General features: G+C 28.8%; 23 protein-coding genes. 12 read left to right on the top strand and 11 right to left on the bottom strand.

Going from position 1 to position 23,182, the window contains the following annotated elements:
• Nucleotides 1-38 precede the first annotated feature (38 nt).
• From GCL60_RS11555 to GCL60_RS11510, 10 genes are all read right to left on the bottom strand, one after another.
• The gene (locus tag GCL60_RS11555) at nt 39-1,748 is read right to left on the bottom strand and encodes a hypothetical protein (protein ID WP_153420815.1); all 1,710 of its coding nucleotides are present in this window, start codon (nt 1,746-1,748) and stop codon (nt 39-41) included.
• 349 nt (nt 1,749-2,097) lie between these two features.
• Nucleotides 2,098-2,343, bottom strand: coding sequence for a hypothetical protein (locus GCL60_RS11550; RefSeq protein ID WP_153420814.1), 246 nt, complete (start codon nt 2,341-2,343; stop codon nt 2,098-2,100).
• Between the two features lie 143 nt (nt 2,344-2,486).
• Nucleotides 2,487-4,631 (bottom strand): COG1361 family protein, encoded by a 2,145-nt coding sequence (locus GCL60_RS11545; protein ID WP_153420813.1) that lies wholly within the window; start codon nt 4,629-4,631, stop codon nt 2,487-2,489.
• Between the two features lie 27 nt (nt 4,632-4,658).
• Nucleotides 4,659-4,841 (bottom strand): hypothetical protein, encoded by a 183-nt coding sequence (locus tag GCL60_RS11540; RefSeq protein WP_153420812.1) that lies wholly within the window; start codon nt 4,839-4,841, stop codon nt 4,659-4,661.
• Between the two features lie 322 nt (nt 4,842-5,163).
• Nucleotides 5,164-6,090 (bottom strand): NHL repeat-containing protein, encoded by a 927-nt coding sequence (locus GCL60_RS11535; RefSeq protein WP_153420811.1) that lies wholly within the window; start codon nt 6,088-6,090, stop codon nt 5,164-5,166.
• On the bottom strand, nt 6,087-6,713 hold the full coding sequence (locus tag GCL60_RS11530) for a hypothetical protein (protein ID WP_153420810.1): 627 nt from the start codon (nt 6,711-6,713) through the stop codon (nt 6,087-6,089). The genes GCL60_RS11535 and GCL60_RS11530 overlap by 4 nt, the downstream gene beginning before the upstream one ends.
• 265 nt (nt 6,714-6,978) lie before the next feature.
• On the bottom strand, nt 6,979-8,031 hold the full coding sequence (locus GCL60_RS11525) for a pyridine nucleotide-disulfide oxidoreductase (RefSeq protein WP_153420809.1): 1,053 nt from the start codon (nt 8,029-8,031) through the stop codon (nt 6,979-6,981).
• 240 nt (nt 8,032-8,271) lie between these two features.
• Nucleotides 8,272-9,693 (bottom strand): amidohydrolase family protein, encoded by a 1,422-nt coding sequence (locus GCL60_RS11520; RefSeq protein ID WP_153420808.1) that lies wholly within the window; start codon nt 9,691-9,693, stop codon nt 8,272-8,274.
• Nucleotides 9,694-9,914: 221 nt separating this feature from the next.
• Nucleotides 9,915-11,339: an amidohydrolase family protein gene (locus GCL60_RS11515; protein WP_153420807.1), complete on the bottom strand. Its 1,425-nt coding sequence runs from the start codon at nt 11,337-11,339 to the stop codon at nt 9,915-9,917.
• Nucleotides 11,340-11,746: 407 nt separating this feature from the next.
• On the bottom strand, nt 11,747-12,922 hold the full coding sequence (locus GCL60_RS11510; RefSeq protein ID WP_161998181.1) for a pyridoxal phosphate-dependent aminotransferase: 1,176 nt from the start codon (nt 12,920-12,922) through the stop codon (nt 11,747-11,749).
• Between the two features lie 407 nt (nt 12,923-13,329).
• Here GCL60_RS11510 and GCL60_RS11505 point away from each other — a divergent pair, with 407 nt between their 5' ends.
• From GCL60_RS11505 to GCL60_RS11470, 8 genes are all read left to right on the top strand, one after another.
• Nucleotides 13,330-14,178: a flagellin N-terminal helical domain-containing protein gene (locus GCL60_RS11505; protein ID WP_153420805.1), complete on the top strand. Its 849-nt coding sequence runs from the start codon at nt 13,330-13,332 to the stop codon at nt 14,176-14,178.
• A 22-nt stretch (nt 14,179-14,200) separates the two neighbouring features.
• Complete coding sequence (locus GCL60_RS11500) at nt 14,201-15,082, top strand: flagellin N-terminal helical domain-containing protein (protein ID WP_153420804.1); 882 nt, start codon at nt 14,201-14,203, stop codon at nt 15,080-15,082.
• Between the two features lie 16 nt (nt 15,083-15,098).
• Nucleotides 15,099-16,511: an RNA polymerase factor sigma-54 gene (gene rpoN, locus GCL60_RS11495; RefSeq protein WP_153420803.1), complete on the top strand. Its 1,413-nt coding sequence runs from the start codon at nt 15,099-15,101 to the stop codon at nt 16,509-16,511.
• A gap of 155 nt (nt 16,512-16,666) precedes the next feature.
• Nucleotides 16,667-17,110, top strand: coding sequence for an HPF/RaiA family ribosome-associated protein (locus GCL60_RS11490; protein ID WP_153420802.1), 444 nt, complete (start codon nt 16,667-16,669; stop codon nt 17,108-17,110).
• Nucleotides 17,111-17,296: 186 nt separating this feature from the next.
• Nucleotides 17,297-17,764: a PTS sugar transporter subunit IIA gene (locus GCL60_RS11485; protein ID WP_153420801.1), complete on the top strand. Its 468-nt coding sequence runs from the start codon at nt 17,297-17,299 to the stop codon at nt 17,762-17,764.
• Nucleotides 17,761-18,660, top strand: coding sequence for an RNase adapter RapZ (gene rapZ, locus GCL60_RS11480; RefSeq protein ID WP_153420800.1), 900 nt, complete (start codon nt 17,761-17,763; stop codon nt 18,658-18,660). Before GCL60_RS11485 ends, rapZ begins: the two co-directional genes overlap by 4 nt.
• Before the next feature lie 106 nt (nt 18,661-18,766).
• Nucleotides 18,767-19,093: a thioredoxin gene (trxA, locus tag GCL60_RS11475; protein ID WP_153420799.1), complete on the top strand. Its 327-nt coding sequence runs from the start codon at nt 18,767-18,769 to the stop codon at nt 19,091-19,093.
• A 12-nt stretch (nt 19,094-19,105) separates the two neighbouring features.
• Complete coding sequence (locus GCL60_RS11470; protein WP_153420798.1) at nt 19,106-19,981, top strand: ribonuclease HII; 876 nt, start codon at nt 19,106-19,108, stop codon at nt 19,979-19,981.
• Here GCL60_RS11470 and GCL60_RS11465 read toward each other — a convergent pair.
• The gene (locus tag GCL60_RS11465) at nt 19,978-20,658 is read right to left on the bottom strand and encodes a response regulator transcription factor (RefSeq protein WP_153420797.1); all 681 of its coding nucleotides are present in this window, start codon (nt 20,656-20,658) and stop codon (nt 19,978-19,980) included. The genes GCL60_RS11470 and GCL60_RS11465 overlap by 4 nt on opposite strands.
• Nucleotides 20,659-20,995: 337 nt before the next feature.
• Here GCL60_RS11465 and GCL60_RS11460 point away from each other — a divergent pair, with 337 nt between their 5' ends.
• The 4 genes from GCL60_RS11460 (at nt 20,996) to GCL60_RS11445 (ending at nt 23,035) form a co-directional block, all read left to right on the top strand.
• Nucleotides 20,996-21,355 carry a hypothetical protein gene (locus GCL60_RS11460; protein WP_153420796.1) on the top strand — a complete coding sequence of 120 codons (360 nt, stop codon included), beginning with the start codon at nt 20,996-20,998 and terminating at the stop codon, nt 21,353-21,355.
• Entirely contained in the window at nt 21,327-21,812 is a 486-nt protein-coding gene (locus tag GCL60_RS11455) for a hypothetical protein (RefSeq protein WP_153420795.1), read from the top strand. Before GCL60_RS11460 ends, GCL60_RS11455 begins: the two co-directional genes overlap by 29 nt.
• 8 nt (nt 21,813-21,820) lie before the next feature.
• Nucleotides 21,821-22,705, top strand: a complete 885-nt coding sequence (locus GCL60_RS11450) for an N-acetylmuramic acid 6-phosphate etherase (protein ID WP_153420794.1) — start codon at nt 21,821-21,823, stop codon at nt 22,703-22,705.
• Nucleotides 22,706-22,780: 75 nt separating this feature from the next.
• Nucleotides 22,781-23,035 (top strand): DUF1844 domain-containing protein, encoded by a 255-nt coding sequence (locus GCL60_RS11445; protein WP_153420793.1) that lies wholly within the window; start codon nt 22,781-22,783, stop codon nt 23,033-23,035.
• Nucleotides 23,036-23,182 lie beyond the last annotated feature (147 nt).

Raw genomic sequence — 23,182 nt, 5'->3', positions numbered from 1 at the left:
AAAGAACTTCTTAAAAAGAAGCTCTTTCTTTTTTTTTATTAAAGATCTTCAGGAAGAATGTTTCCTTCTTGAGAAACAGGAGCTCCTGTATTGCGATTTATTCCGCATTGAAGAGCGTCTTGAGTTACTTGGCAAGATTGGGATTGTTTAGCTGATTGAGTTGCATCTGCTAAAGGAACAGATTTTTCTTGCTCTCCTTCATTACATGCTCTATAGGCTCTTGATTTTACGTTCCAAACAAAACAAATTGCAGTAGGAACAGAAATTTCAATTTTACTTGAAACAGTTCCTGTTAATTCTTTATGAATTTTTAAACCAGTTAATGTTGTTAAATCTGTAGCACTTGTTTGCCAAAATGGGTTTGGACGTTTTGCTAAAGATTGTGCTGCCGTATTAGTCCAACCAGATTGCTGATATGCTTGGAATACATTTTGATAACCGTTATTTTGAGCTGTTCTATCTACAGTTTGATTTTGCTGCACTTGTTGCCAATATTGTCCTTTATTTATAGTAGACAAATTAGATTTTTGAACCTGAAGAGCCGCAATTTCTTTTTCAATTGCTTGGACTCCAGCCATTTGAGCCGCATTTGAGTCACCAGATAATACAGTTATGCGACAAGGACTTTGTTGTGCACCTTGTTGCTGAGCAATTAAATTACTAATTGAGTTATCATTAAATACAGCTACCTGTTTGTTAATAATTGAACGATCTTTAATAACTAATCCTGGGCCAAAATCACAATCTAAAGTAGCTCTGTATGCTGGTACTTGTTGTGTGATAACACCTTTTACAGCAATTGGTGGAATAAAGGGTGCTAAGTTTCTTGCAAAAGAAACTGCCCCATTTGTTGTTAAATCGAAGTTAAATGTTGCGCCTGTAAGAGTACCACCGCCTTTAAGAGAGGAGAAAATAGGAATGCCTGCTCTTTGGCTTTTTACTCCATTTGCATCATATTGAAGTTCAGTTAATGACTCAAAAGAAAGACTTGATAAAGGAATTACAGAAATTTTAACATTTTGTGCATAGTTTCCTTTATATGTTTTTATTTTAACTAATTCTTCTGCAGTAAATCCTGCATAAATATTTCCAGTAATTAATCCACCATTAGATGAATTCAAATCCACTAACTTTTGATTCAAACGGTTTTGTCTATCAGAAATGCTTTCATTGTTATAAATTGGAAAAACAACACCAGCACTAGAAAAAAATGTGGCTATATTATTATATAAAGAAGTTAAAACACCACCAGGAATACTTTTTTCAAAACTAGATGCATTTGTCTCAGCTAATTTTTTTCTTTCAAGAGCTTTATTTAAATAACTTTGATAAACTGGGATATTTGGATCATTTGGATTCCATTTTATAGCATTATCAATAATTGCTTGAAGATCTGTTACTACTTTTCTAATATTAAAATATTCTTCGGCTGTTAAGTTAGAAAGTTTTAAACTTAAATCTGCAATTTGAGAAGAACTTGAAACAGCGACTTCATTTTTTGTAAAAGTTGCAGAAACTCCATCAGCATTTACGGCTGCCTTTAATTTTGGAACATAATAATATTGCGTAGAATCAACATGATCCTGATAAACAGGCATACTTACAACAAAATCAATAGCAGATTTGTCACCTTGTTGCATTGATTGATTAACAGGTAAAGGTAGAGTTGTTGTTTGTGTTTTTGGGTAAGCAAACACAACAGCTGGCATCATACCAGCAACAATTGTTAACAAAGATTTGCATTGCATAAATAAACTCCTTAATTATAAAATTTTATAACAATGGGACCAGGGACAGAACGCTATTAAATTTAGATCATTAAAATATTAAAATTTGAATTTGTTTTTTAGATAACAAAATACCCAAACAAAATCAATAGTTATATTGAGAATTTTTGTTTGAATTTTAAATAAAGTTTATTTTATAATTCGTCATATATAAAAATTTAGAAAATGAATTCATTAAAAATTTAAATAAATTTTAAAGTTCAATACCAATTTTTACTTTTGTTAAAGCTTCCATATAAAAATCATAGTATTCATCAAATGTAAGTGATTTATCAAAAATTTCCATAAATTTATTATATAAGGGATCTGACTATTGAAGACCAGAACTTTTAATATGTTTCGCTTGGTCTATTTTAGAAGCTTTAAAAAATGCGACTGCACTATATTCTCCTACTTCCTCATCAGTACCTATAGTATAAGCCCTCATGTAATATAAAATTCTTTGTGCATCAAAAGTTTTTCCTCTAAAAGGAGTGTCAGCTATATCTTGTAATTTGCTTACTTTATCGTAAAAAACTTTTCCATATCTATCGGAAGCTTCACCAAAAGGAATCACTTTAGTTTGTGCCTAAGCATAACTATTTTCTAGATTCAAATTTATTTTATCTGATTTTAAAGAATTGTAATTTTATATAAAAAAATCTTTTTATTCATTCCCATTCCAATCAAATTTTAAATAAAGAATAAATATATATTTGTCTAAAACTCTGAATTATTTATTGACTTAAATGGATTTCCAAATGAATCTAGTCCAAATATTTCAAAAGTGAATGGAGTAGACCATTGATAATTTCCAACCCAACCAGGCAGACAGCTATCTGTTATAGAAGCAAATGCAAAATCATTTTTACCAATGGCTGCAAGGGATAAATTAGCATCACTTGCGTAAGAACCTATCTTTTTAACATTAATAATATCAATATTATTTGACTTAAGTTTACCTGAAACAAAGTAACCAGTATAATATCTTCTCATACAATCACCTTTTATAGCTCCAATAAAACCATGAATGGGCATCATATAATTTGTTGCATTTGGAACTTGTGATTCTGTATATTCTACTTTTAATAGACCAGATGATTTATTATAAGTTAATGAAGTTACACGAACTTGAGTTAAGTCAGATAAACCATCTAAAGTAGGAAAGTTTTTTGTATCAGGAGAAATTTTAAATAAACGGTAATTATCTCTTGTTATTAAAGAACCAATATATTTATCAGAAACAATTCCCATACTGAAATAAGAGTCTCCAGATGCTTTTGTTAATGGATTATCTAATGAATTAATATTCACACGTCCTGCTTGATAATTATCAGTACTAACAGATATTGTTTTGCCAGATTTATCTATGTAAGTAATGTTGGCTCCAATATCTAATTTTTGTCCTGATAAACTTGTTGTGAAAAAGAGTGCTTTTAATTCAGAATTTACGCTTGTACCATCCATACATTTTGAATATTTATCTGCTGTATATTTAACGGTATTAATATCTGTACTAATACCACCGTTAACAACTTGAACTTGTGTAGCAGCTATAATTTCATCCAATGATAAAGAAATAGTTCTTCCATTTTCATCCGTCGCACTAAATGTAGGAACCAAGGGAATATTATGAACACCATTACCGTAAATTTCTTTTTTATTGCATGGCGTATCTATTTGTATACTTGCAGAACTTACATTATATTGTGTTAAATTTAAAATATTATTAGAAATAGATTTAAAGCTTATTTTGGAAACTACTTTTTTGATATCAATTCCATCCATAAAAGAGATTTCAAAAAAATAATCTTTTTGATCTATTTTATTATCGCCCATTGGGTTAAAAATAACTTTAAATGTGCAAGAGTCCCCCGAGTCTAAGTCTTTAGTACAAGTGGTTCCTCCATTTGATAATGGTTTTATAAATGTTGGTAAAATAATATTCGTTGCTTTTGCTGAACCACTATTTTTAATTGTATAAATACGCTCAGACGTTTTATTTGCACTTGATAATAAAGCATCAGGTATGTTACTTATACTAATATCTGATTTTCCTATTGTAACATAAGATATTGGAACAATAACTGTTATTGGTGATACGTTGCTATTTTGATCTAAATCGTCATAGGTAATCATCAAATTTTTTACACCATTTATGACTGCAGTAGATGCAAAATTTATATCAATATTACAAGTACTACCTGGTTGTAATGAAGTTGAGCATTTTGAATCTGAAACTAAGGGAGCTTCTAGCTTTGAAATCTTTAACCCTGTAATTTCTTCTTCCCCTAAATTTTTAATTGTTAACGTTTTTGAGACTGGCTCTGTTAAAGATGTTTTCAACTGATCTACAGATGGAATAAAAAGATTTACTGAACCCTTTGATAAATAGTTAATATCAAATAGAATTGAAACATTTTTATTATCATTATCATTTGTGTAACTTAACGAAATACTTTTTTTTCCATTCATTATTTTTTTTGGTGAAAAAACAATTTTAAGTTCACATGATTCGTTATTATTTAAAACTTTATTTTCACAGCTATTGGTGTCATTTGAATTTGATAAGGAAATAGGTTCTTCAAATCCGCTAAAAACAATATGGCTTGCCGATTTAAAACCCTCGTTTTTAACTAATATCGTATATTCTTTATTTGTACCTGATAAAGCTAAAATTTGAGGAACAGGAATGATTACTTTCAAATTTGCTTGATTTTCATTTGGATTTTGTGCATTGGCATTTGAATTAGCAGAATCTGAGGAAGATGATGAAGAACCGCTTTTGCTACAAGAGTTAATTAACATTATTGAAAATAAAAAGAAAAACATAGATATAATTATTATATTTTTTTTAACTGCCATTTCTGTTACCTCTTAATTTTTCATAACTTATTCACACTCAGTAGGTAAATCAATACCTATTTCGTTTAATACATTGCTTGAATTTGTATTATTTTCAGACAAATTTGATGAGCCTTTATTATCACAAGATATTAAAAATATTGGAATAATTACTAGTGAAAAGTATCTTAATATTTTAAATAACCATAATTTATTTATAAATAGTAACATATACATCCCTTATTCATTTTAAAAACTTAATATAAATCGGATTTTATTATAAAAAATAAACGAAATTATTATATATAATGAATTCGTTTATTTTTTTATAGTGTGTTTATTTAAAATAAACCAACAATATCAAATGTATATAAAAATAAATTTTGAACTTTTCTGAAATAATTTGCAAAATGGACTAGTTAAGTAACATTAAAATAAGCTTTTTTATTTAAAACCAATAGAAAATCTTTTTATATTTAAAAATAATTGATAAAAAAACCAAGAAAAACAAACATATTATACAAATAAATGATTAAATTTGATAAAATTTAATCTACATTCCTAAAAAAGATGGACCATTTAAGTTTGAAAGACCTAGATCAGTACATCCAGATATATTTACTCCATTCAAAGAACAAGTATAAAGAGTATTTGTTCCAAAATTTGATATATAAATCTTTTGATTATAAATGAATGTAGAATATGGATTATTAAGATTTGATGCACCTGAACTTACACAGCCACTTAGAGAAGCTCCTGAAACAGAACAAACCGATACAGAGTTTCCAGAGTAATTCGTTATATAAGCATAGCCATTACTTATAATTATTCCTTTTGGAGCACTTAGACCCAAAGCACCAGAATTTACACAACCACTAAAGGTCGTTCCAGAAACCGTACAAGTGCTCACAGAATTTCCAGTTGCGTTTGTAATATAAGCTATATTATTAATTATTTTAATATCTAAAGGCCCGCTTAAACCTGACGCCCCCGTATTCACACATCCTGTCAAACTTTGTCCGCTTATACTGCATGAGTAAATTAAACCAGTATAGTTACTTGTTATATAAGCTAAATTATTTTGAATAATAATTTGAGCAGGCCCCGTATAGCCCGTTCCACCTGTATCAACACATCCTTGTAAATTTGGACCATTAATTTTGCATGAAATAATTTGGCTTGTTCCAAAATTAGTTATGAAAGCGATTCCATTATAAATAGCTATACCATTTGGATTATTTAATCCTGTTGCACCTGAATTTATACATTGATTTTTATTAATTTCGCTTGAAACATAACAACTTAAAATTGAATTATTATTTGTATTAACAATATAAATTAAAGAAGTAGAATTACCATTACTACTACTAAGTGAACCATCATTTAAATCCAATAATTTTGAACAAGATATTATTTGAAATGTTATAAAAAAAGCTAATAATTTATTTACAATTTCTATAAAAATTTTTCTTTTTCTCACAAAAACATTCCTATTGTAATATTGTAATTTAATATTTCATAAACTCCAGAATTAAATGAAGAACTATATTGAAATGAATCTGTATAATTTTGAGCTTCGATATATCCTCTTGAATAATAAAAAGATGGGCCAAAATAAAATGAATCATAATTAAATAAAGCTGAACAACCAATTCCATAAATAATATTTGTATTTATAGAAGCTGTTCCTGTAATACTAATACTACTATTAGAAAATGAAGTTGTTCTTTGCCAATTGTCGTAAATACTATAGTAACTATAAGGATTTATTTGAAAATCAACAAACTCTATTGAAAACTTATAGGCTAAGTCAATTCCTATAAAAATACTGGTTAAATTTTCTGAAATAGTACCTGCTGAACTTATATTTGATTGTTTTGAATTTGAAACAGATTCAAACTTACTTCCTAATCCAAAATATAAATCAGAGATAATAGGAAGAAAAAGTTTAATTGAAGCATTGTATCCCTTATAGTAATTATCATCGATTATTACATTTGAATAACCACCACTTGCTAAAATATTTACCTTCATATCTGAATCATTTGCATAAGAAAATGTACTAAAAAAAAATAAAAAAAGAATGCTAAAAAGTCTTTCCATGCTTAATACCTGATAAAGTTCCAATTTATTAACGTAAATCTAATTTCAATCGGGTTTTATTCAATTCGTTAAAGGCAAAAAAATGCTTATGTCATTAAAATTACAAAATCCAACCTACATTTTAAACATTTGTTATTTTTTTTGTTACTTCATAGGATTTATTCAAGTAAGAACAAAATATTATTGATCCACCGATAGATTAGAAACATTGGCATATGCTTTGTAAGAAGTATTTTTATATTTAAATAGAGATTAGTAAACAAAATTATATGGAGTATCTAAGCCAAATGGGAAGAACATTATTAATATAATTCATAAATTTCCATAATCCAACTCTGTGTTCTTCATTTCCAAAACTATCACATTTAAGCTCTGGAAAAGCTATTCCAAAACCAAATAAACCTGGCGCAATAATTCCCGTTTTTGGATTGTATTCAAAATCAGAAACACCTTCTAATATGATTTTTCTTCTTTGAAAACCTATTGCATAAACAACATGAGTACATTTATACAATTCATTTTTTAAATTTTCTTCATTTGCAAGAAAACGATTTAAATTTTCTGGTAAGTTTCCATGTAAATTTTCTTTAGCCCAATGTGCAGTTGTTCCTTTTAATCCTGTATTGTCATTTAAAATCGTATTACCACAATTTAAAGCGTAACAAAGAGGGGATTTATAAAAATTCAATATTTTTGTTTTAGGGCAATTTTCAAGTATATTTCGTATTACTAAAATTGCCGAATGAGATGAACCAAAAACAGATATAATATCATCAGAATGACAATACTCTTTTAATTTATGTTTATTTAACGCAATTTCTAAAGGAATTGTTTTTAAATCTGGGTAGGAAAGTATTTTTTCTTCAGCACCAATAGCCATGATTACATTTTTTGAAATAATGGCATTCTGATTATTAAATTCAAGCAACCAATAGCGATTTTTCATTTTCAAACTGCTAACAATATCTATATTAGAAACAACTTTTGACTTTAAAGTATTTGTAATACATTGCAAAGGCTGCACCATAAGATCAAGCTCACAGGTTTCATCTGCTGAAATTTTTTGAATATCAAATAATACATTTGATTTCAAAAATTCAAATGAATTGCAAGAATTTAAAAAATTTATAAATAAACTTACTTTTGTATTGCTTGGTACTTTACTCCATTTTTTACCAAAATCTCCGACTTTAAATTCAGGATCAATCCAAAGAATTTTTTTAGGATCAATATGATTGTCTATAAGTTTACCAACAGCTGCAATTCCAGCAGGTCCAGCTCCAATCACGGTCCACTCATATTCATTTTCAAAAGTCATTCCGCACTCCTTTTTGATATCCTCATAAAATACTGATTTTAACAAAATAGGCAAACATTTATATTTATTCATAAAATATTTTATAAATGAAGAAGGTGTTCGAGACAGAATTCTAAATTTAAGTGGATCAGAAGTATTGTTAAGCTTTACTATAAAAGTAAAAATAATTTTGCTTTAATGATTTGCATAGAGGGTAACAACATTTAGAAAAAAATATTGTTACCCTAACAAATATAAACTTTATTGATCTTGAAGTTGTTTTAATGTTTTTTCTATATCATTTTTATTAAATAGAATCCCATTAATCATAACAGAATCTATTTTTTTAGTATTTTCAATATGAATCAACGGATTTTCTGTTAATAAAACAAGATCAGCAGTTTTACCAATTTCAATACTACCATAATCTTTATCTATTCCTAAAAACTTGGCAGGATTTATTGTTGCCGTTTGTAATGCTTCTATTGGATTAAGTCCTGCTTTTACAAATAATTCCATTTCATCATGAATACTAAAACCATAAAAAACATTTGGAAGTGCTTCTAAAGTTGAGATATTAGCGTCTGTACCTGCTAAAAAGGGAACTTTTGCTTTATTCATTTTATTTGTAAGAATAAGGAATTTATCAAATACTTCACTACTCATTTTTTGCAATCTTTCAGAAGATTTTCTTTCAGCAATAGTATCTTCCCAGAACTTTTTAATATTTTTTGGAATATATTTGGATCTTTCATCTGTTGATGTTGCAAAATAACCACGCTGGACGGATAATGTTGGAGTCTGCCAGGTTTTATTTTTTGCAAAAGCATTTATAATATTATTTTCTTTATCATAATCAATACTATTTGCTGCTTTTAAATCTAAATAAAAAAGTTCCTCAATATTATTAGTTTTAGCTATATTGTTCCATACTTCATCTGCTAATTTTGAAGCTGCAACAAAGAATTCTGCAAAATGCTCAATGCTACTTTGGCCTAAATTGGATGCTTCCATTGGACTCATTTCGAATGGAACATGACCCGCAAATGGGATTTTTCTTATTTTGCACTCATCAACTAATGCATAATATATATTTTTTTCTAACCATGTGTATGGTTTTATAAAATCAACGCCTTTTTCTTGAAATAATCTTACTGCCTTTCTGGCTTCTTCTTCTGTTTTAATATTAAAGTGTGATTTTATTTTATTATCGAGAGCTGGTCCTGAATAAAATATTCTAGGAGTATAAATACTTTTTGAAGCTTCTTCTTTCCACATTTCAATTTGTTCGAATGAAGCTGACATGTCACGAACACCAACAACCCCATTGGCTATGAAACTTGGAAATGCTATTTTTTGACTATCTAAAATATGCACATGCATATCCCATAAACCAGGAATTAAATATTTTCCTTTCGTGTTTATTATTTTAGATTTTTTAGGAATTACAAGATTATTTTTTGAGCCTATATTAATTATTTTATTATCTTTAATTAAAACCCATGAGTTCGGTTTTAACTTTCCAGATTCTACATCAACTATAGTAACATCCAAAAAAATAGTAAAATGATCATTTGACTTTAATTTTGGCATGATTGCTGAATAAGAGGAAGTGTAAAAAGATAAGTTTAAAATAAAAACTAATAAATATAATATTATAAAAATGGGATTCTTATTTTGCATAAATACTCCAATTAATTGCAAAATTACTTAAAATTATTATTATTATTTATTTATTTTAAAGTCAATAAAATATTTCTTTATCTTACTTCATAGAAAACAATAATTAAAATAGTTTTAATTAACATTATAATATTATTTAAATTAAGAAAAATCATGATAAAATTAATAAAAAAATTAACCTAAAATTATTGCTACTAATTGAAATAAAATTAAAAAATAACTTATTGATCTTGAAGCTGTTTTAATATTTTTTCTATATCATTTTTATTAAAAAGGATTCCATTTATCATCACAGAATCTATTTTTTTTGTATTTTCAATATGAATTAATGGATTTTCATTTAATAAAACAAGGTCAGCTGTTTTACCAATTGCAATACTACCATAATCTTTTTCTATTCCTAAAAACTTGGCAGGATTTATTGTTGCCGATTGTAATGCTTCTATTGGCTTAAGCCCTGCTTTTACAAATAATTCCATTTCATCATGAATACTAAAACCAAAAAAAATATTAGGAAGTGCTATAGTAGCTTCTAAATTAGCGTCTGTTCCAGCTAAAAATGGAACTTTTGCTTTATTCATTTTATCTATAATATCAAGATTTTTTTCAAATAATTGACTTAATGTTTTTTGAAATATTTTAGAAGAATTCATTTCAATAATAAAATTTTCCCAGAACTTTTTTATATCTTTAGGAATATATTTGGATCTTTCATCTATTGATGTTGCAAATAATCCTCGCTGAACAGCCAATGTCGGTGTCTGCCAAGTTTTATTTTTTGAATATGTATTTATTATTTTATTTTCTTTATCATAGTCAATATTGTTTGCTGCTTTTAAATCTAAGAGAAAAAGTTCCTCAAGATTATTAGTTTTAGATTGATCGCTCCTAATTTCATCTTCTAATTTTGATGCTGCAACAAAGAATTCAAGATGCTCAACGCTACTTTGACCTAAATTAGATGCTTCTATTGGACTTAATTCTACAGGAAGATGACCTGCAAAAGGAATTTTTCTTATTTTACATTCATCAACTAATGCATTAAAAATATTCTTTTCAAGATCTGAGTATGTTTTTATAAAATCAACCCCTTTTTCTTGAAATAATCTTACTGCCTGCCTAGCTTCTTCTTCTGTTTTAACACTAAAGCTATAGTTTAATTTTAATTTATTATCAAAATATGGTCCTGAATAAAATATTCTAGGAGTATAAATACTTTTTGAAGCTTCTTCTTTCCACTTTTCAATTTGTTCAAATGAAGCTCCCATGTCACGAACACCAACAACTCCATTGGCAATTAAACTTGGAAATGCTATTTTTTGACTATCAAAAATATGCACATGCATATCCCATAAACCAGGAATTAAATATTTTCCTTTTGTGTTGATTATCTTAGCTTTTTTAGGAATTACAAGATTATTCTTTGAGCCTATATTAATTATTTTATTATCTTTAATTAAAACCCATGAGTTCGGTTTTAACTTTCCAGATTCTACATCAACTATAGTAACATCCAAAAAAATAGTAATATGATCATTTGAATTTAATTTTGGCATGATTGCTGAATAAGAAGAAGTGTAAAAAGATAAGTTTAAAATAAAAACTAATAAATATAATATTATAAAAATGGGATTCTTATTTTGCATAAATACTCCTTAATTAATTGCAAAAATTATATAGACTTATTTAATTTTATAAAATACAAACAAATTATATATAAAGTTTGTATAATTTAAAAAATTATTATTTATTTTTTTTAAAGTCAATAAATTAAATTTTTTTAATTTATTTAATAATTATAAAAATTTATTACCTATGGTAAAAAATAAGATAAAAATTAACTATTTTTCTCAAAAAAAAAATCTATTTATTAAATAAATATTTTTTAATGAATTCAAATAAAATGAGATCGTTTAATAGAAATTTTGTTTATAAAATTAAAATTATTTGAAAGCACTGCTAAAATTACAATAAATATAAAAATAACATTGCTTCAATGATTTAATAGGTAGGATCTAACTTTATTAAAGAAAAGTGTTAATAAAAATTTTAATTATTTATCTTGCATTAAAATTTCTTTTAAAGCTTTGGAACCTTCAGTTACTTGTTGAGTGCTGCAACTAAAAGCAAAACGAATCGCATTTGCACAGCTTATTCCAAAACTATCACCAGGAGCACTACCAATACCACGTTCTGCTAAAAAGTCAGAAAGTTGAGAAACAGATTTAATTTGCAATTTTTGCAATAATTGAGGTTCTACTTCACACCATAAGTAAAACGCACCCTGTGGTTTAAAAGGGATAATGCCAGGAATTTCTGAAGCAGCATTAAAAATAATTTCACGGCGAATTCTGTATTCAGATAACATATAATTTAAATGATCGCGAGGTCCTGTTACTGCGGCTAATGCACCCCATTGCGCGATACTATTAATTCCATTTACTGTACAACGTAACAACTTTGGAATTCTTTCTTTTAAAGATTTATTTGTTGTTACAATATAACCTACTCTTAATCCACTCATCGCATGTGATTTTGAAAATGAATATAAAGAAATTGCTTTATCATATCCTTCTAAACCACTTGCTGGTGAATAATGCTCTCCTTCATATACTAGATCTTCATAGGCTTCATCACAAACAAGCCATAATCCACGCTCTGCTGCTAAATTTGCAATACGTTGTAATTCTTCTTTTGGAACAATTGCACCTGATGGATTTTGAGGTGAATTTACAAAGATTGCCTTGGTACGAGAGGTGATTTTTTTAACTATATCTTCATATGAATATTGATAATTATTTTGTCTTGTTAAAGGAACAGATACAGTAACACCACCTGCTAAACGAATGTTTTCTCCAATTTCAGTCCATAGCGGTTCGGGAACTATAACTTCATCGCCTTGCTCTAGCATACATTGGAAAACAACATATAAAGCATGCATTGCACCATTAGTTACAAAAATATCATTTTCTGTTACTTTAATTTTATTTTGATTATAAAGTTTTTGGGAAAGAGCTTTTAAAAGTTCTGGTATTCCATTATTTGGAATATAATGAGTTTTTCCATCATGAAGTGCTTTTTCTATTGCTGCAGTAATGTGCGGTGCAATTGAAAAACTTGGATCACCTGACTCTAGGCGATAAACCTTTTTTCCTGTAGCTTGCAGCTTCAATAACTGCTCTCTAATTTGCACAATTTTGCCAAAACTAATCGAGTCAAGACGATTCATTACGATACCCCTAGTTTTTATGTAAAAAAACATTTTATAACCTATGAAAGAGAACCAGAAGTCGCCCTAAAAGTCAAGAAAATTGTGAGATATTTGTAAGTTATTGTAAAAATGGTTCTTTCTAAACCTCAATAATTTCGTATTAAAAGTAACAAATAGCCTAAAAAACAGATAAAATAACACTTTTATACAACATTATGATTTTATTAATTTAATTAATTATTTTTATATTTTCTATAATTTTTTCTAATTTACCAATTTATTTCCTCGATAAGAAAACATGGGTCACGGAAACACCATGGAACACAGGTGAATGACTCATAAGTTCGCAAAGTATCAAGGTTGGTACTGCGAACAGCCCCGCATTCCACTTATGCGGTTATCAGGCAATCAAGGAGGAAAAAGTTATGGGTCTTCGCATAAAAACCAACGTAGAATCTCTTACAGCCCAAAGGTTTTTATCAAATAATAATTCAGATTTAACCTCAAGCATGGAAAAATTATCTTCTGGACTTAGAATAAATAAATCTGCAGATGACGCTGCAGGACTTGCTATTTCTGAAGGTTTAAGAGCAAAAACAAGAAGCTTAATGCAAGCAAAACGAAATGCAAATGATGGTGTTTCTTTAGTCCAAGTAGCAGAAGGTGGGCTTAACGAAACAACAAATATTCTAATAAGAATGCGTGAATTAACTATGCAATCTGCTAGTGATACAGTTGGATCTCAAGAACGCCAATATATTGATAAAGAGTATCAACAATTAACACAAGAAATTGATCGTATTTCTGAAACAACAGAATTTAATGGTAGAAAATTATTATCAGGACAGACTTCTGAAAACCCAATAACGTTACAAGTTGGTTATAACGGAACAGAAAATGATATTTTAACGTTACAATTTGGAGAAGAGTCAACAGGAATTAACTCTGAATCTTTAGGATTAAAGGACACTTCTCTCGCTGGAGAAGACAGAGAACAAATTGCATCAAATTTAAATACGATTGATGAAAGTTTAAATATGATTGCATCAACAAGAGCAACTTTAGGTGCAACTCAATCCAGATTAAATTCAGCGATAAGTAATATTTCCATAAACACAGAAAATATGATGGCAGCAAATAGCCGTATTCGTGACACAGATTTTGCAGAAGAAACTGCAAAGTTATCACAAAGCAGAATTTTATCTCAAGGTGGACTTGCCATTCTATCACAAGCAAATCAACGACCAGAAATGGCTTTATCTTTGTTACGTTAAAAAAATTTAAGGAATATTTTTTATGGGAATTAGAATTAAATCTAATATTGATAGTTTAATGGCTCAAAGACAGTTAAGTGAAAGCCAAACAGAATTAACAGATAGTTTGCAAAGATTATCTTCTGGACTAAGAATTAATAAATCTTCAGATGATGCCGCTGGTCTTGCTATTTCAGAAACAATGAGAGCAAAAATTAGAAGCTTTGCTCAAGCAAAACGAAATGCTTCGGATGGTATTTCATTTTTACAAACCGGTGAAGGTGGTTTAAGTGAATTAAATAATATAGTAATTAGAATGAGAGAACTGACAACACAAGCGGCTAGCGATACGGTTGGTGAAACAGAAAGATCATTTTTGAATAAAGAATTTCAAGAACTTGGAAAAGAAGTGAATCGCATAAAAGACCAAACAGAATTTAATGGAAGAAAACTTCTATCTCCTGAAGAACAAACTGATATTAATATTCAAGTTGGAGTAAATTTTAGAAAATCAGATGGTGAAACAAATGAAGATAATGAAATAATTACTCTTAAATTTGATGATTTAACTGAGTTAAATGATTCTCTTACAAAACTTTCTGAATTGAGTATCGAAGGAGAAAATGGAAGAGAGCTTGGAGGAGGTCAAACAGAAGATATTTTTTCGGCACTTGATGACTCTATGCTTAAAGTGACTAAAACAAGAGCAGCACTTGGAGCATTGCAAAGCAGATTGAACTCAACTATCACCTCCATTGATATCGGAAGTGAGAATTTGAGTGCTGCTCAGTCTAGAATTCGGGACGCAGACTACGGAGCTGAATCTGCTAAATTTGCACAAAGTAAAATACTTGTTACCGCAGGGACATCTGTTTTAGCACAAGCAAATCAAATCCCAGAAACCGTTTTACATTTAATAAGATAGCTTGGAGAAACTTTGAATGGCTTTGGAAATAAAGCAAGGACTGAAAACTACCCAAAAAATTTCGCTTTCAGCTGAGCTAAAACATTCCATTACTATATTAACCCTAGGTCGTTTTGAACTAGAAAAGTTAATCATAGATGAGCTTGAAAAAAATCCTTGCCTTGTTGGTGTTGCAAAACAAGAAGAAAATAATCAGTTACATTATGAAGAATTAAAAAGAGCTCTTCAAAATTCTTATAATCAAAATGATTATACGGAAAGATACAATGACATAAAAAGCAATGAAGAAATATCTTCAAATGATCAAAAAAGAGAATTTGCAGATACTTCTTCAACCAACTCTATACATTCTCATATTGAAAATCAAATTGCTGTAATGAGACTTAGCTCCTATGAAAAAGAATGTATCTATACTATTTTGCAATACATAGATGATACTGGATTTTTAAATACAGATATAAAAACCATTTCAGAAAATCATGACATTCATTATGATGATGTAAAATTTGCAATTGAAACCATTCAAAAATGTGAACCAACAGGAATTGGTGCATGCAGCTTGCAAGAGTGTTTATTATTGCAATTTCATAAATTAAAGAAAAAGCCTAAATATATTGAAAAACTATTAACTGAATATTGGACAGAATTTCAAAAACAGAACTTTATTAAGGTAGCAAAATTAGAAAAAACCTCAGTAGAAGAAATAAAAAATGCTTTTCGTTTTATTAAATCAAATTTCGACCCAAGACCAGCAAGACAATTTGGACAGCAATCAAATCAAGTTATAATTCCTGATGTTTATGTTTTTAAAAGAGATGGTAAATGGATATGTAGTACAAATGATAATGGCTTACCTCGGTTAAAATTATCAAAAAAATATTCAAATTTAATTAAAAGCATTAAAAGCGATTTGAATGAAATTCATTCTAAAGAAACTTTTAAATATATTAATGAAAATATTAAATCTGCAAAATGGCTTGTAAAATCATTAAAAGATAGAGATAAAACAATTATTAAAGTTGTTGAATCAATTATTAAACATCAAGAAAATTTTTTTGAAAATGGTGTGGAACACTTAAATCCTTTAACATTAAAAATTGTTGCACAAGAACTCGATTTACATGAAAGCACAATTTCACGAGCAACAGCAGACAAGTATCTTTATTCACCAAGAGGAATATTTGAATTAAGGTATTTCTTTAATACTGCTGTAGAAAGTAACTCAGGAAAAGAACTTGCAAATGAGTCCATAAAACAATTTGTAGCTGAAATCATAAAATCAGAAAACAAAGAAAATCCATTATCGGATCAAGAAATATCAGAAAAAATCGAATCAAATAAAGGGATTAAAATAGCTCGAAGAACTGTTGCTAAATATAGAGAATCACTAGGCATAATGTCCTCATCAAAAAGAATACAACGCTTCTAATCATTTACCTAATTCAAGTTGACTCTTTAGCCAATTGGTGGTATTTTGAACTAAATATTGTATATTATTATACAATATTTAGTTTCATTTGTCCCCTTAATACAAATGAAAATCTTTGATTTGCTTTAGTTCTGTTACCTTTCTCAGGAGGCTACATGCAAGTAGAAGTACAATTCATTAATTTCCCAAAATCCAAACAAGTACGTGAACTTATTGAAAATAAAATAAGTGATTGTGTAGAGAAATTTTCAACTAATTCATCTGTTGTTAAGGCTTTTTTTAGTTTAGATGGTATTGAGCATCATGTTAAACTTGCGGTTAACTCTGGTAAAATAAACATTTGTGTAAATGCAAGTGCTAATGATGTAGCTCATTCTGTTGACAAAGCTGTAAATAAACTTGAGTCAGCACTTAGAAAAAATGTGAAACGCCGTATTCATAAAAGAATAGAGTTTTCATCTGTAAACAATGATTCCGATTATAACGTTATTAATTTAAGAAGAAACAAACGTTTTGCTAAGAATGATGAAAACATTTTTGATAAATATGAATCACACTACATTTCAAACTTTGAAGACCGTACTCGTAAAGTAAGTTAAAGTAACTTCTTATTTGCAAAGAGAGAGGTAGATATGAATTATCTACCTCTTTTTTTGATCTTCTTTTTCTCCTGGAATGAGAATGGTATAGTAATGATTGACAGAAAGTTTTTTTTTACCTATTAGAATACAGGTAAATAAACTTTTTACCATATAACGTTACTATTATAAAAGCGGCCAAATATAATGACAATTCAAATCATCCGCAATTTAATTAAAAACCAGTCAGCTAGCTTATTTCTAGAATCAGATTCAAAAGAAAACATTTTAAAAGAAATTGCTGAAAAAATTTCAGTTTCAAAAAAAAATCATGATAAAGTTGAAATCTTTACTGGTTTAAAAGAACGTGAGACAAAAGCGAGCACTGGTGTTGAATTTGGCATTGCGATACCGCATACATTTATTTCAAAAATTAATGAAACGGAGCTCTTTTTGTTTCTTTCCAAAAAGGGGGTAGAATTTGACTCTTTTGACCATGAACCAACAAAGTTATTTTTTGTTATCTTATCTCCAAAATATCCTAAAACCCCTAAAATTTCAAAATTAAATATTATGGCAAATATTTGCAGATCAATGCGAATAGAAACGTTACGTAAAAGAATTTTATCTGCAAATAATTTAGAAGAAATATTATTATATTTGGAGAATTCATGAAAAAATCCACTGAAAATAGTATCACTAATAAAAAAAATGTAATTATCGTATCTGGACTTGCGGGATCAGGAAAAACAATTGCAATACATGCCCTAGAGGACTTAGGTTACTATTGCATTGATAATTTGCCAGCTGTTTTATTAAAATCTTTTGCTGAGTCTGTAGAATCTAATAATTTAAAAGCAACTCATATTGCGCTTGCCCTAGATTCAAGAGATCCAGACAATCCTGTTACTTTTGAAAGCATCTATCCTGGATTAATGAAGTCATGTAATTTACAAATAATTTATATTAAAGCATCTAATGACGTTATTTTAAGGCGTTTTAGAGAAACAAGGAGGCAACATCCTTTAAGCGTTTTGCACCCATTATCAAGCTTACAGGATATCATCAAAATTGATGAAAGCACTTTAGAACCTATTAAAAATTTAGCACACCGCTCATTAGATACGTCACATATGCCAACTCAATATTTGAAAAGATTTATTCATAAACATTTTTCTATATCCGATTCAAACAGCCATTTTTTATTAAATATCACTTCCTTTGGATTTAAACATGGAACACCATCCGATCTTGACACCCTTTTTGACGTACGCTGCTTTAAAAACCCCCACTATGAGCCGCATTTAAAAGATTTGACGGGTCTTACTCAACATGTCAAAGATTATGTATTTAGCGATCCAAATGTCCCTATTTTTATCAAAAAAGTTAAGGATTTAATTGAGTTTTTCTACCCCCTATATCTTGAAGAAGGAAAACATTATTTTTCAATAGGGATTGGCTGCACGGGAGGAAAACACAGAAGTGTTGCCATTGCAGAAGAGCTCGCTAAAATCTTTAGAGAGAGTTTTCCATTAGTTACGGTTGAGCATAGGAACATTGAGGTAGATTAATCAAGAAGAACCTCTTGACCGATGCACATACCCGATACATCTTATAGCTTGGTTGAGATTCTCTTATGCATGAGAACTCACATTTTTATTTATGAAAGGGTAACTCATGTCAGATTTAGTATTTAAAATTACAGATCATAACTTTCAAACTGAAGTTTTAGAAAGTAAAATTCCTGTTTTAGTTGATTTTTGGGCAGATTGGTGCGGACCATGTAAATCTTTAGAACCTGTTCTTGAACAAATTGCAAAAGAACAAACAGGTAAAATCAAAGTTTGTAAAGTTAATGTGGAAGACAATCCTCAACTTGCAGCAAGCTTTAACATTCGTAATATTCCATTTTTAGCTTTTGTTAAAGATGGACAAAAAGTAGCTGAACTTGTTGGTAACCAACCAAAACAAGTGATATTAAATCAAATTAACGCTCTTCAATAAAGTTCATTTTAAATGAACTTAAAAAAAAATGCCTTTCAGAATGAGCAATTTCTTTTAGATACCATTACAAAGGAACAAAAGTTAAAAACCGATGTTCCTTTGATTATTTCTATTGATGAAGTTGGCAGAGGATGTGTTGCTGGTCCTGTGCTAAGTTGTGTTAGCCTTTGGACGCTCAAAGGTTATGATCCAAACTTTAAAACCAAAAATCAAAATTGGGTTTCTTTTATTGATGATAGTAAAAAACTTTCAGAAAAAAAAAGGGCTCAATGTTTCGATCTTATACTTAGCGATTATAATTTTAATTTATCAAGTATCCCATTTTCAAACATAAATCCAAATAACTTAAATCAGCTCGTCTCTTCTAAAACTAAATTACATTATAAATCTGATTTATTTATTAATAAAAAGCATTCAGATTATTCAAATGAATATGAGTGTATTTATTTTTCATTGGGTGAAGCATCTTCGCAAGAAGTAGATGAATTTAACATTTGGAATGCGGTTCAACTTGCTATTGCCAGAGCATTAAATAATCTCTATTATACATTTCAGTCTTCATCAAATTCGAATATTTATCCTAATTTAAATCAGGCTATTATTTTAATGGATGGCAAACATTTTATTAAAGTACCAATAGAATTTGAAAAAAATATTCAAGCAACAGTTACCCAAGCAGATGGATTATTTATTAGTGTAGGTTTTTCAAGTATTATTGCAAAAGTCTACCGTGATACTTTCATGATTAACCAAGACACTTTATACCCCTCTTTTGGTTTTTCAGGGCATAAGGGCTATGGCACTCCAAAACATTTAAATATCATTCAAAATATTGGAATTTGCCCATTACATCGTAAAAGTTTTTTAACAAATTATTATTCTAATTAATCTATTCCATCATCAAACATATAGCCACCGCCTCTTACCGTTTTAATAAATTTTTTATCAAATCCTTCGTCTAATTTTGATCTCAAACGATTAATTTGTACTTCAATAATATTTTTATCTGTAAGTTCAGTCATATTCCATATGCTTTCTAATAACTCATTTCTGGATACAGTAATTTTATTATTTCTTGCTAATAATTCTAATATTTGAAATTCTTTTTTTGATAAAAACAATTCTTTTCCTTCTCTAATTACTAATTGCTTATTTAGATCAATTTCAAGATCATCAAAAATTAAACTTTCTTTAACATTTACAGGTGATCTTCTTAACAATGCCTTAATTCTGGCAACTAATTCTGGAAATGTTATTGGTTTAACTAAATAATCATCTGCACCTAATTGAAGGCAATGAACAATTTCTGAAGTACTATCTTTTGCAGTTACCATAATTATAAAAGTATTATAATCTTTAATTTTTTTCAATTTTTCTAAAATTTCATGACCATCCATAGATGGAAGCATTACATCTAAAATAATGAGATCATAAATATTTGTTTGAGCTGTTATATATCCTTTCATTCCATCATTTTCAACATCAACAATATATCCTTTTTCTTTCAAACCTTTTTTTAAAAAGGAAGCGGTTTTTTCTGAATCTTCTATAATTAATATTCTCATTAAATTCTCCAAATTATAAAATATTTATATTCTTAAAAACAAAAAAGAAATATTTTTGTTACTTAATAGTTATTATTTAACGAATAATATTTAATTTAAAAGTTAATATTAAATTACAAAAAAGATATAATTAATAATTTATGAAATTAAATAACAGAAATTATTTTTAATTTTAATTATTTTGATATTTTATTTTTTATCAAATCTGTCATTTTTATACCCAAAAACAACTCTAAAGAAATTTATAGGAACTCCGATGATGTTTTCAGTGAATGGTTATGTTTCATACCCATTCCAGGTTCTGTCACAACATACTGATATAATTAAAGGATATTAGATGGTGCAGAGAAATCAAGCAAATCCATTGAAAGTAGATGTCTCTTACGAGCTTTATAAAGAGCTTGCTGGAGAAATTTGCTCTCCTCTTGATGATGCTGATTTAAATATAGATTTGAGATATGAGTTATATACTAGTAAACTAATTTATCTGTATAATATCCAAGAACAATGTTTTAAATGTATTAATACTGAAGTAACAGAAAATTCTTATACGCCTGAAGACCTCGTTGTCATTCAAAACGCCATTGAAGTAACAAAGGAGTTCATTCGTCAGACAATTCGTGAAGCACTCTTAAAAGGCTTAACAATAGCAGAAAAGAAGGCTCTAGATGCTTCCCGAAATCAATACAATACTTGAATTATTTGAACGTATGACACTTGATGAAAAGGTATATTTTAGCTTCAATAATGAAGAAGATATACAAATCTGCATTATGTTTACAAAAAAACCAGACAAAAGAAATTGGAGTATTTGGCTTGCTTTAAATGAACAAGCTTCAAAACAAACAGTAACAATTAATCATTTGCGTCAAGTATTAAAAGCATTTAAAATTAGTGAAAAGGTATTTATAAAAGAAATTGCCGATGTATTATTACTTCAAACAGCCTATGCAGATGAGTTTATTAGACAAATCACCGAAGTATTAGGAAAAGAAGCTGTGCAAAAATCAATTTTACAAACTCAAAATTTTATGGATGAACTCGCTTCAAAAATTAAAAATCTGATTCATGAAAATGAGATGCAAGATCAAGAAAAGATCAAGGCAACAAAAGAAAAAGCAAAAAATAAACAAAAATTTAAAATTATAAAGTAAAAAAAATTATGGATACAGAAAACAAGTCTGATAAATATAATAAAATTGATCTATGGGAAACCAAAGATATTTTGGAATCTATTTTAGAATCACAATTAAATGCCGTTGCTTCTATAAAAAAATTAATAGAAGAATTAAATACGGCTGTTAGCAAATGTCTGCCTTTACTAGAAAACGGAGGAAGAATTATTTTTGCTGGAGCAGGAACTTCCGGAAGAATGGCTGCTCAAGAAAGCTCGGAACTTTACCCAACCTTTTCATGGCCCAAAAATAAATCTCTTTTTTTAATTGCGGGTGGTCACAAGACTTTAACGGAAGCTGTAGAAAATGCGGAAGATAATTTATCGCAAGGTGAATTAGACGCTAAAAAATTAAAACCAACACAAAAGGACATTTTTATTTGTATTGCTGCTAGCGGAAGAACTCCTTATACTTTAGGGGTCTTAAGAACTGCTAATTTAGCCGGATCACTTACTATTGGAATTTCATCCTCTTCAAATTCCCCTTTATTAAATGAATCTAAAATCAAGTTATTTTCTAATACAGGTGCCGAAGTTATTGCGGGTTCCACAAGAATGAAAGCGGGAACAGCTCAAAAAGTGATTTTGAATATGCTAACGACCACCTTGATGATTCGTTTAAATAGAACATATGACTCTTATATGGTTGACTTAGTTGCAACAAATGAAAAATTGAATAAAAGAGCAGCATATATTGTCTCGGGTATTAGCAATGTTAATTTAGAAACAGCGCATGAAGCCTTAAATTTTTGTCAAGGCAAAGTGAAATTGGCTTGTGTTTATTTAAAATACCAAGATTTAAAAAAAGCTGAAGAAATATTAATCGAAAATAATGGAAATTTAAGACTTTGTCTGGATTCTAATAAATCATAAAAAGCCTAACCCCAAAAAATGTATCCAAAGCCTTCAATAATATGATAAGCCTATATTGGGCGTTTTTAGGAGAAAATGACAATGCAAGAACATTCTTTATTTGATCTTTTAGTGCTTTCTTTAGGGAACGCAGCTCTAGTTGGTCTTGGAATTGTTCCAGAACCAGGGAGCAATGCACATCACAAAGATATTGAATCTGCTAAGTACAATATTGAACTGCTCGAAACCCTTCAAAAGAAAACAAAGGGAAATCTTTCTCAATCTGAAGAAGAAATGCTTTCAAGTTTGCTTTACGACCTAAGATTAAAGTATGTTGAAGCGAGAAAGTAACCATGCTATCCTATTGATGTGTCATTGAACACATGTAATGATACGGGCATGTAATAAGAGAATGCGGGCTGAAGGTTCAACTTTCAGCCCGCAGGCTAATTTTACAAGCTTCTTCCTTTGAAGGAAAAGGGAGGTTCACAACACAGT

Source organism: Silvanigrella paludirubra (genome assembly GCF_009208775.1).
Lineage (GTDB): Bacteria > Bdellovibrionota_B > Oligoflexia > Silvanigrellales > Silvanigrellaceae > Silvanigrella > Silvanigrella paludirubra.
Note: the sequence above shows the minus strand (reverse complement) of the source record. Positions and strands in the feature narration are given on the sequence as shown.

Coding starts and splice junctions, on each gene's coding strand:
- GCL60_RS11555 (WP_153420815.1), bottom strand. CDS start 1,748: ATGCAATGCAAATCTTTGTTAACAATTGTTGCTGGTATGATGCCAGCT.
- GCL60_RS11545 (WP_153420813.1), bottom strand. CDS start 4,631: ATGGCAGTTAAAAAAAATATAATAATTATATCTATGTTTTTCTTTTTA.
- GCL60_RS11540 (WP_153420812.1), bottom strand. CDS start 4,841: ATGTTACTATTTATAAATAAATTATGGTTATTTAAAATATTAAGATAC.
- GCL60_RS11530 (WP_153420810.1), bottom strand. CDS start 6,713: ATGGAAAGACTTTTTAGCATTCTTTTTTTATTTTTTTTTAGTACATTT.
- GCL60_RS11525 (WP_153420809.1), bottom strand. CDS start 8,031: ATGACTTTTGAAAATGAATATGAGTGGACCGTGATTGGAGCTGGACCT.
- GCL60_RS11520 (WP_153420808.1), bottom strand. CDS start 9,693: ATGCAAAATAAGAATCCCATTTTTATAATATTATATTTATTAGTTTTT.
- GCL60_RS11515 (WP_153420807.1), bottom strand. CDS start 11,339: ATGCAAAATAAGAATCCCATTTTTATAATATTATATTTATTAGTTTTT.
- GCL60_RS11510 (WP_161998181.1), bottom strand. CDS start 12,922: ATGAATCGTCTTGACTCGATTAGTTTTGGCAAAATTGTGCAAATTAGA.
- GCL60_RS11505 (WP_153420805.1), top strand. CDS start 13,330: ATGGGTCTTCGCATAAAAACCAACGTAGAATCTCTTACAGCCCAAAGG.
- GCL60_RS11500 (WP_153420804.1), top strand. CDS start 14,201: ATGGGAATTAGAATTAAATCTAATATTGATAGTTTAATGGCTCAAAGA.
- rpoN (WP_153420803.1), top strand. CDS start 15,099: ATGGCTTTGGAAATAAAGCAAGGACTGAAAACTACCCAAAAAATTTCG.
- GCL60_RS11490 (WP_153420802.1), top strand. CDS start 16,667: ATGCAAGTAGAAGTACAATTCATTAATTTCCCAAAATCCAAACAAGTA.
- GCL60_RS11485 (WP_153420801.1), top strand. CDS start 17,297: ATGACAATTCAAATCATCCGCAATTTAATTAAAAACCAGTCAGCTAGC.
- rapZ (WP_153420800.1), top strand. CDS start 17,761: ATGAAAAAATCCACTGAAAATAGTATCACTAATAAAAAAAATGTAATT.
- trxA (WP_153420799.1), top strand. CDS start 18,767: ATGTCAGATTTAGTATTTAAAATTACAGATCATAACTTTCAAACTGAA.
- GCL60_RS11470 (WP_153420798.1), top strand. CDS start 19,106: ATGAACTTAAAAAAAAATGCCTTTCAGAATGAGCAATTTCTTTTAGAT.
- GCL60_RS11465 (WP_153420797.1), bottom strand. CDS start 20,658: ATGAGAATATTAATTATAGAAGATTCAGAAAAAACCGCTTCCTTTTTA.
- GCL60_RS11460 (WP_153420796.1), top strand. CDS start 20,996: ATGGTGCAGAGAAATCAAGCAAATCCATTGAAAGTAGATGTCTCTTAC.
- GCL60_RS11455 (WP_153420795.1), top strand. CDS start 21,327: ATGCTTCCCGAAATCAATACAATACTTGAATTATTTGAACGTATGACA.
- GCL60_RS11450 (WP_153420794.1), top strand. CDS start 21,821: ATGGATACAGAAAACAAGTCTGATAAATATAATAAAATTGATCTATGG.
- GCL60_RS11445 (WP_153420793.1), top strand. CDS start 22,781: ATGACAATGCAAGAACATTCTTTATTTGATCTTTTAGTGCTTTCTTTA.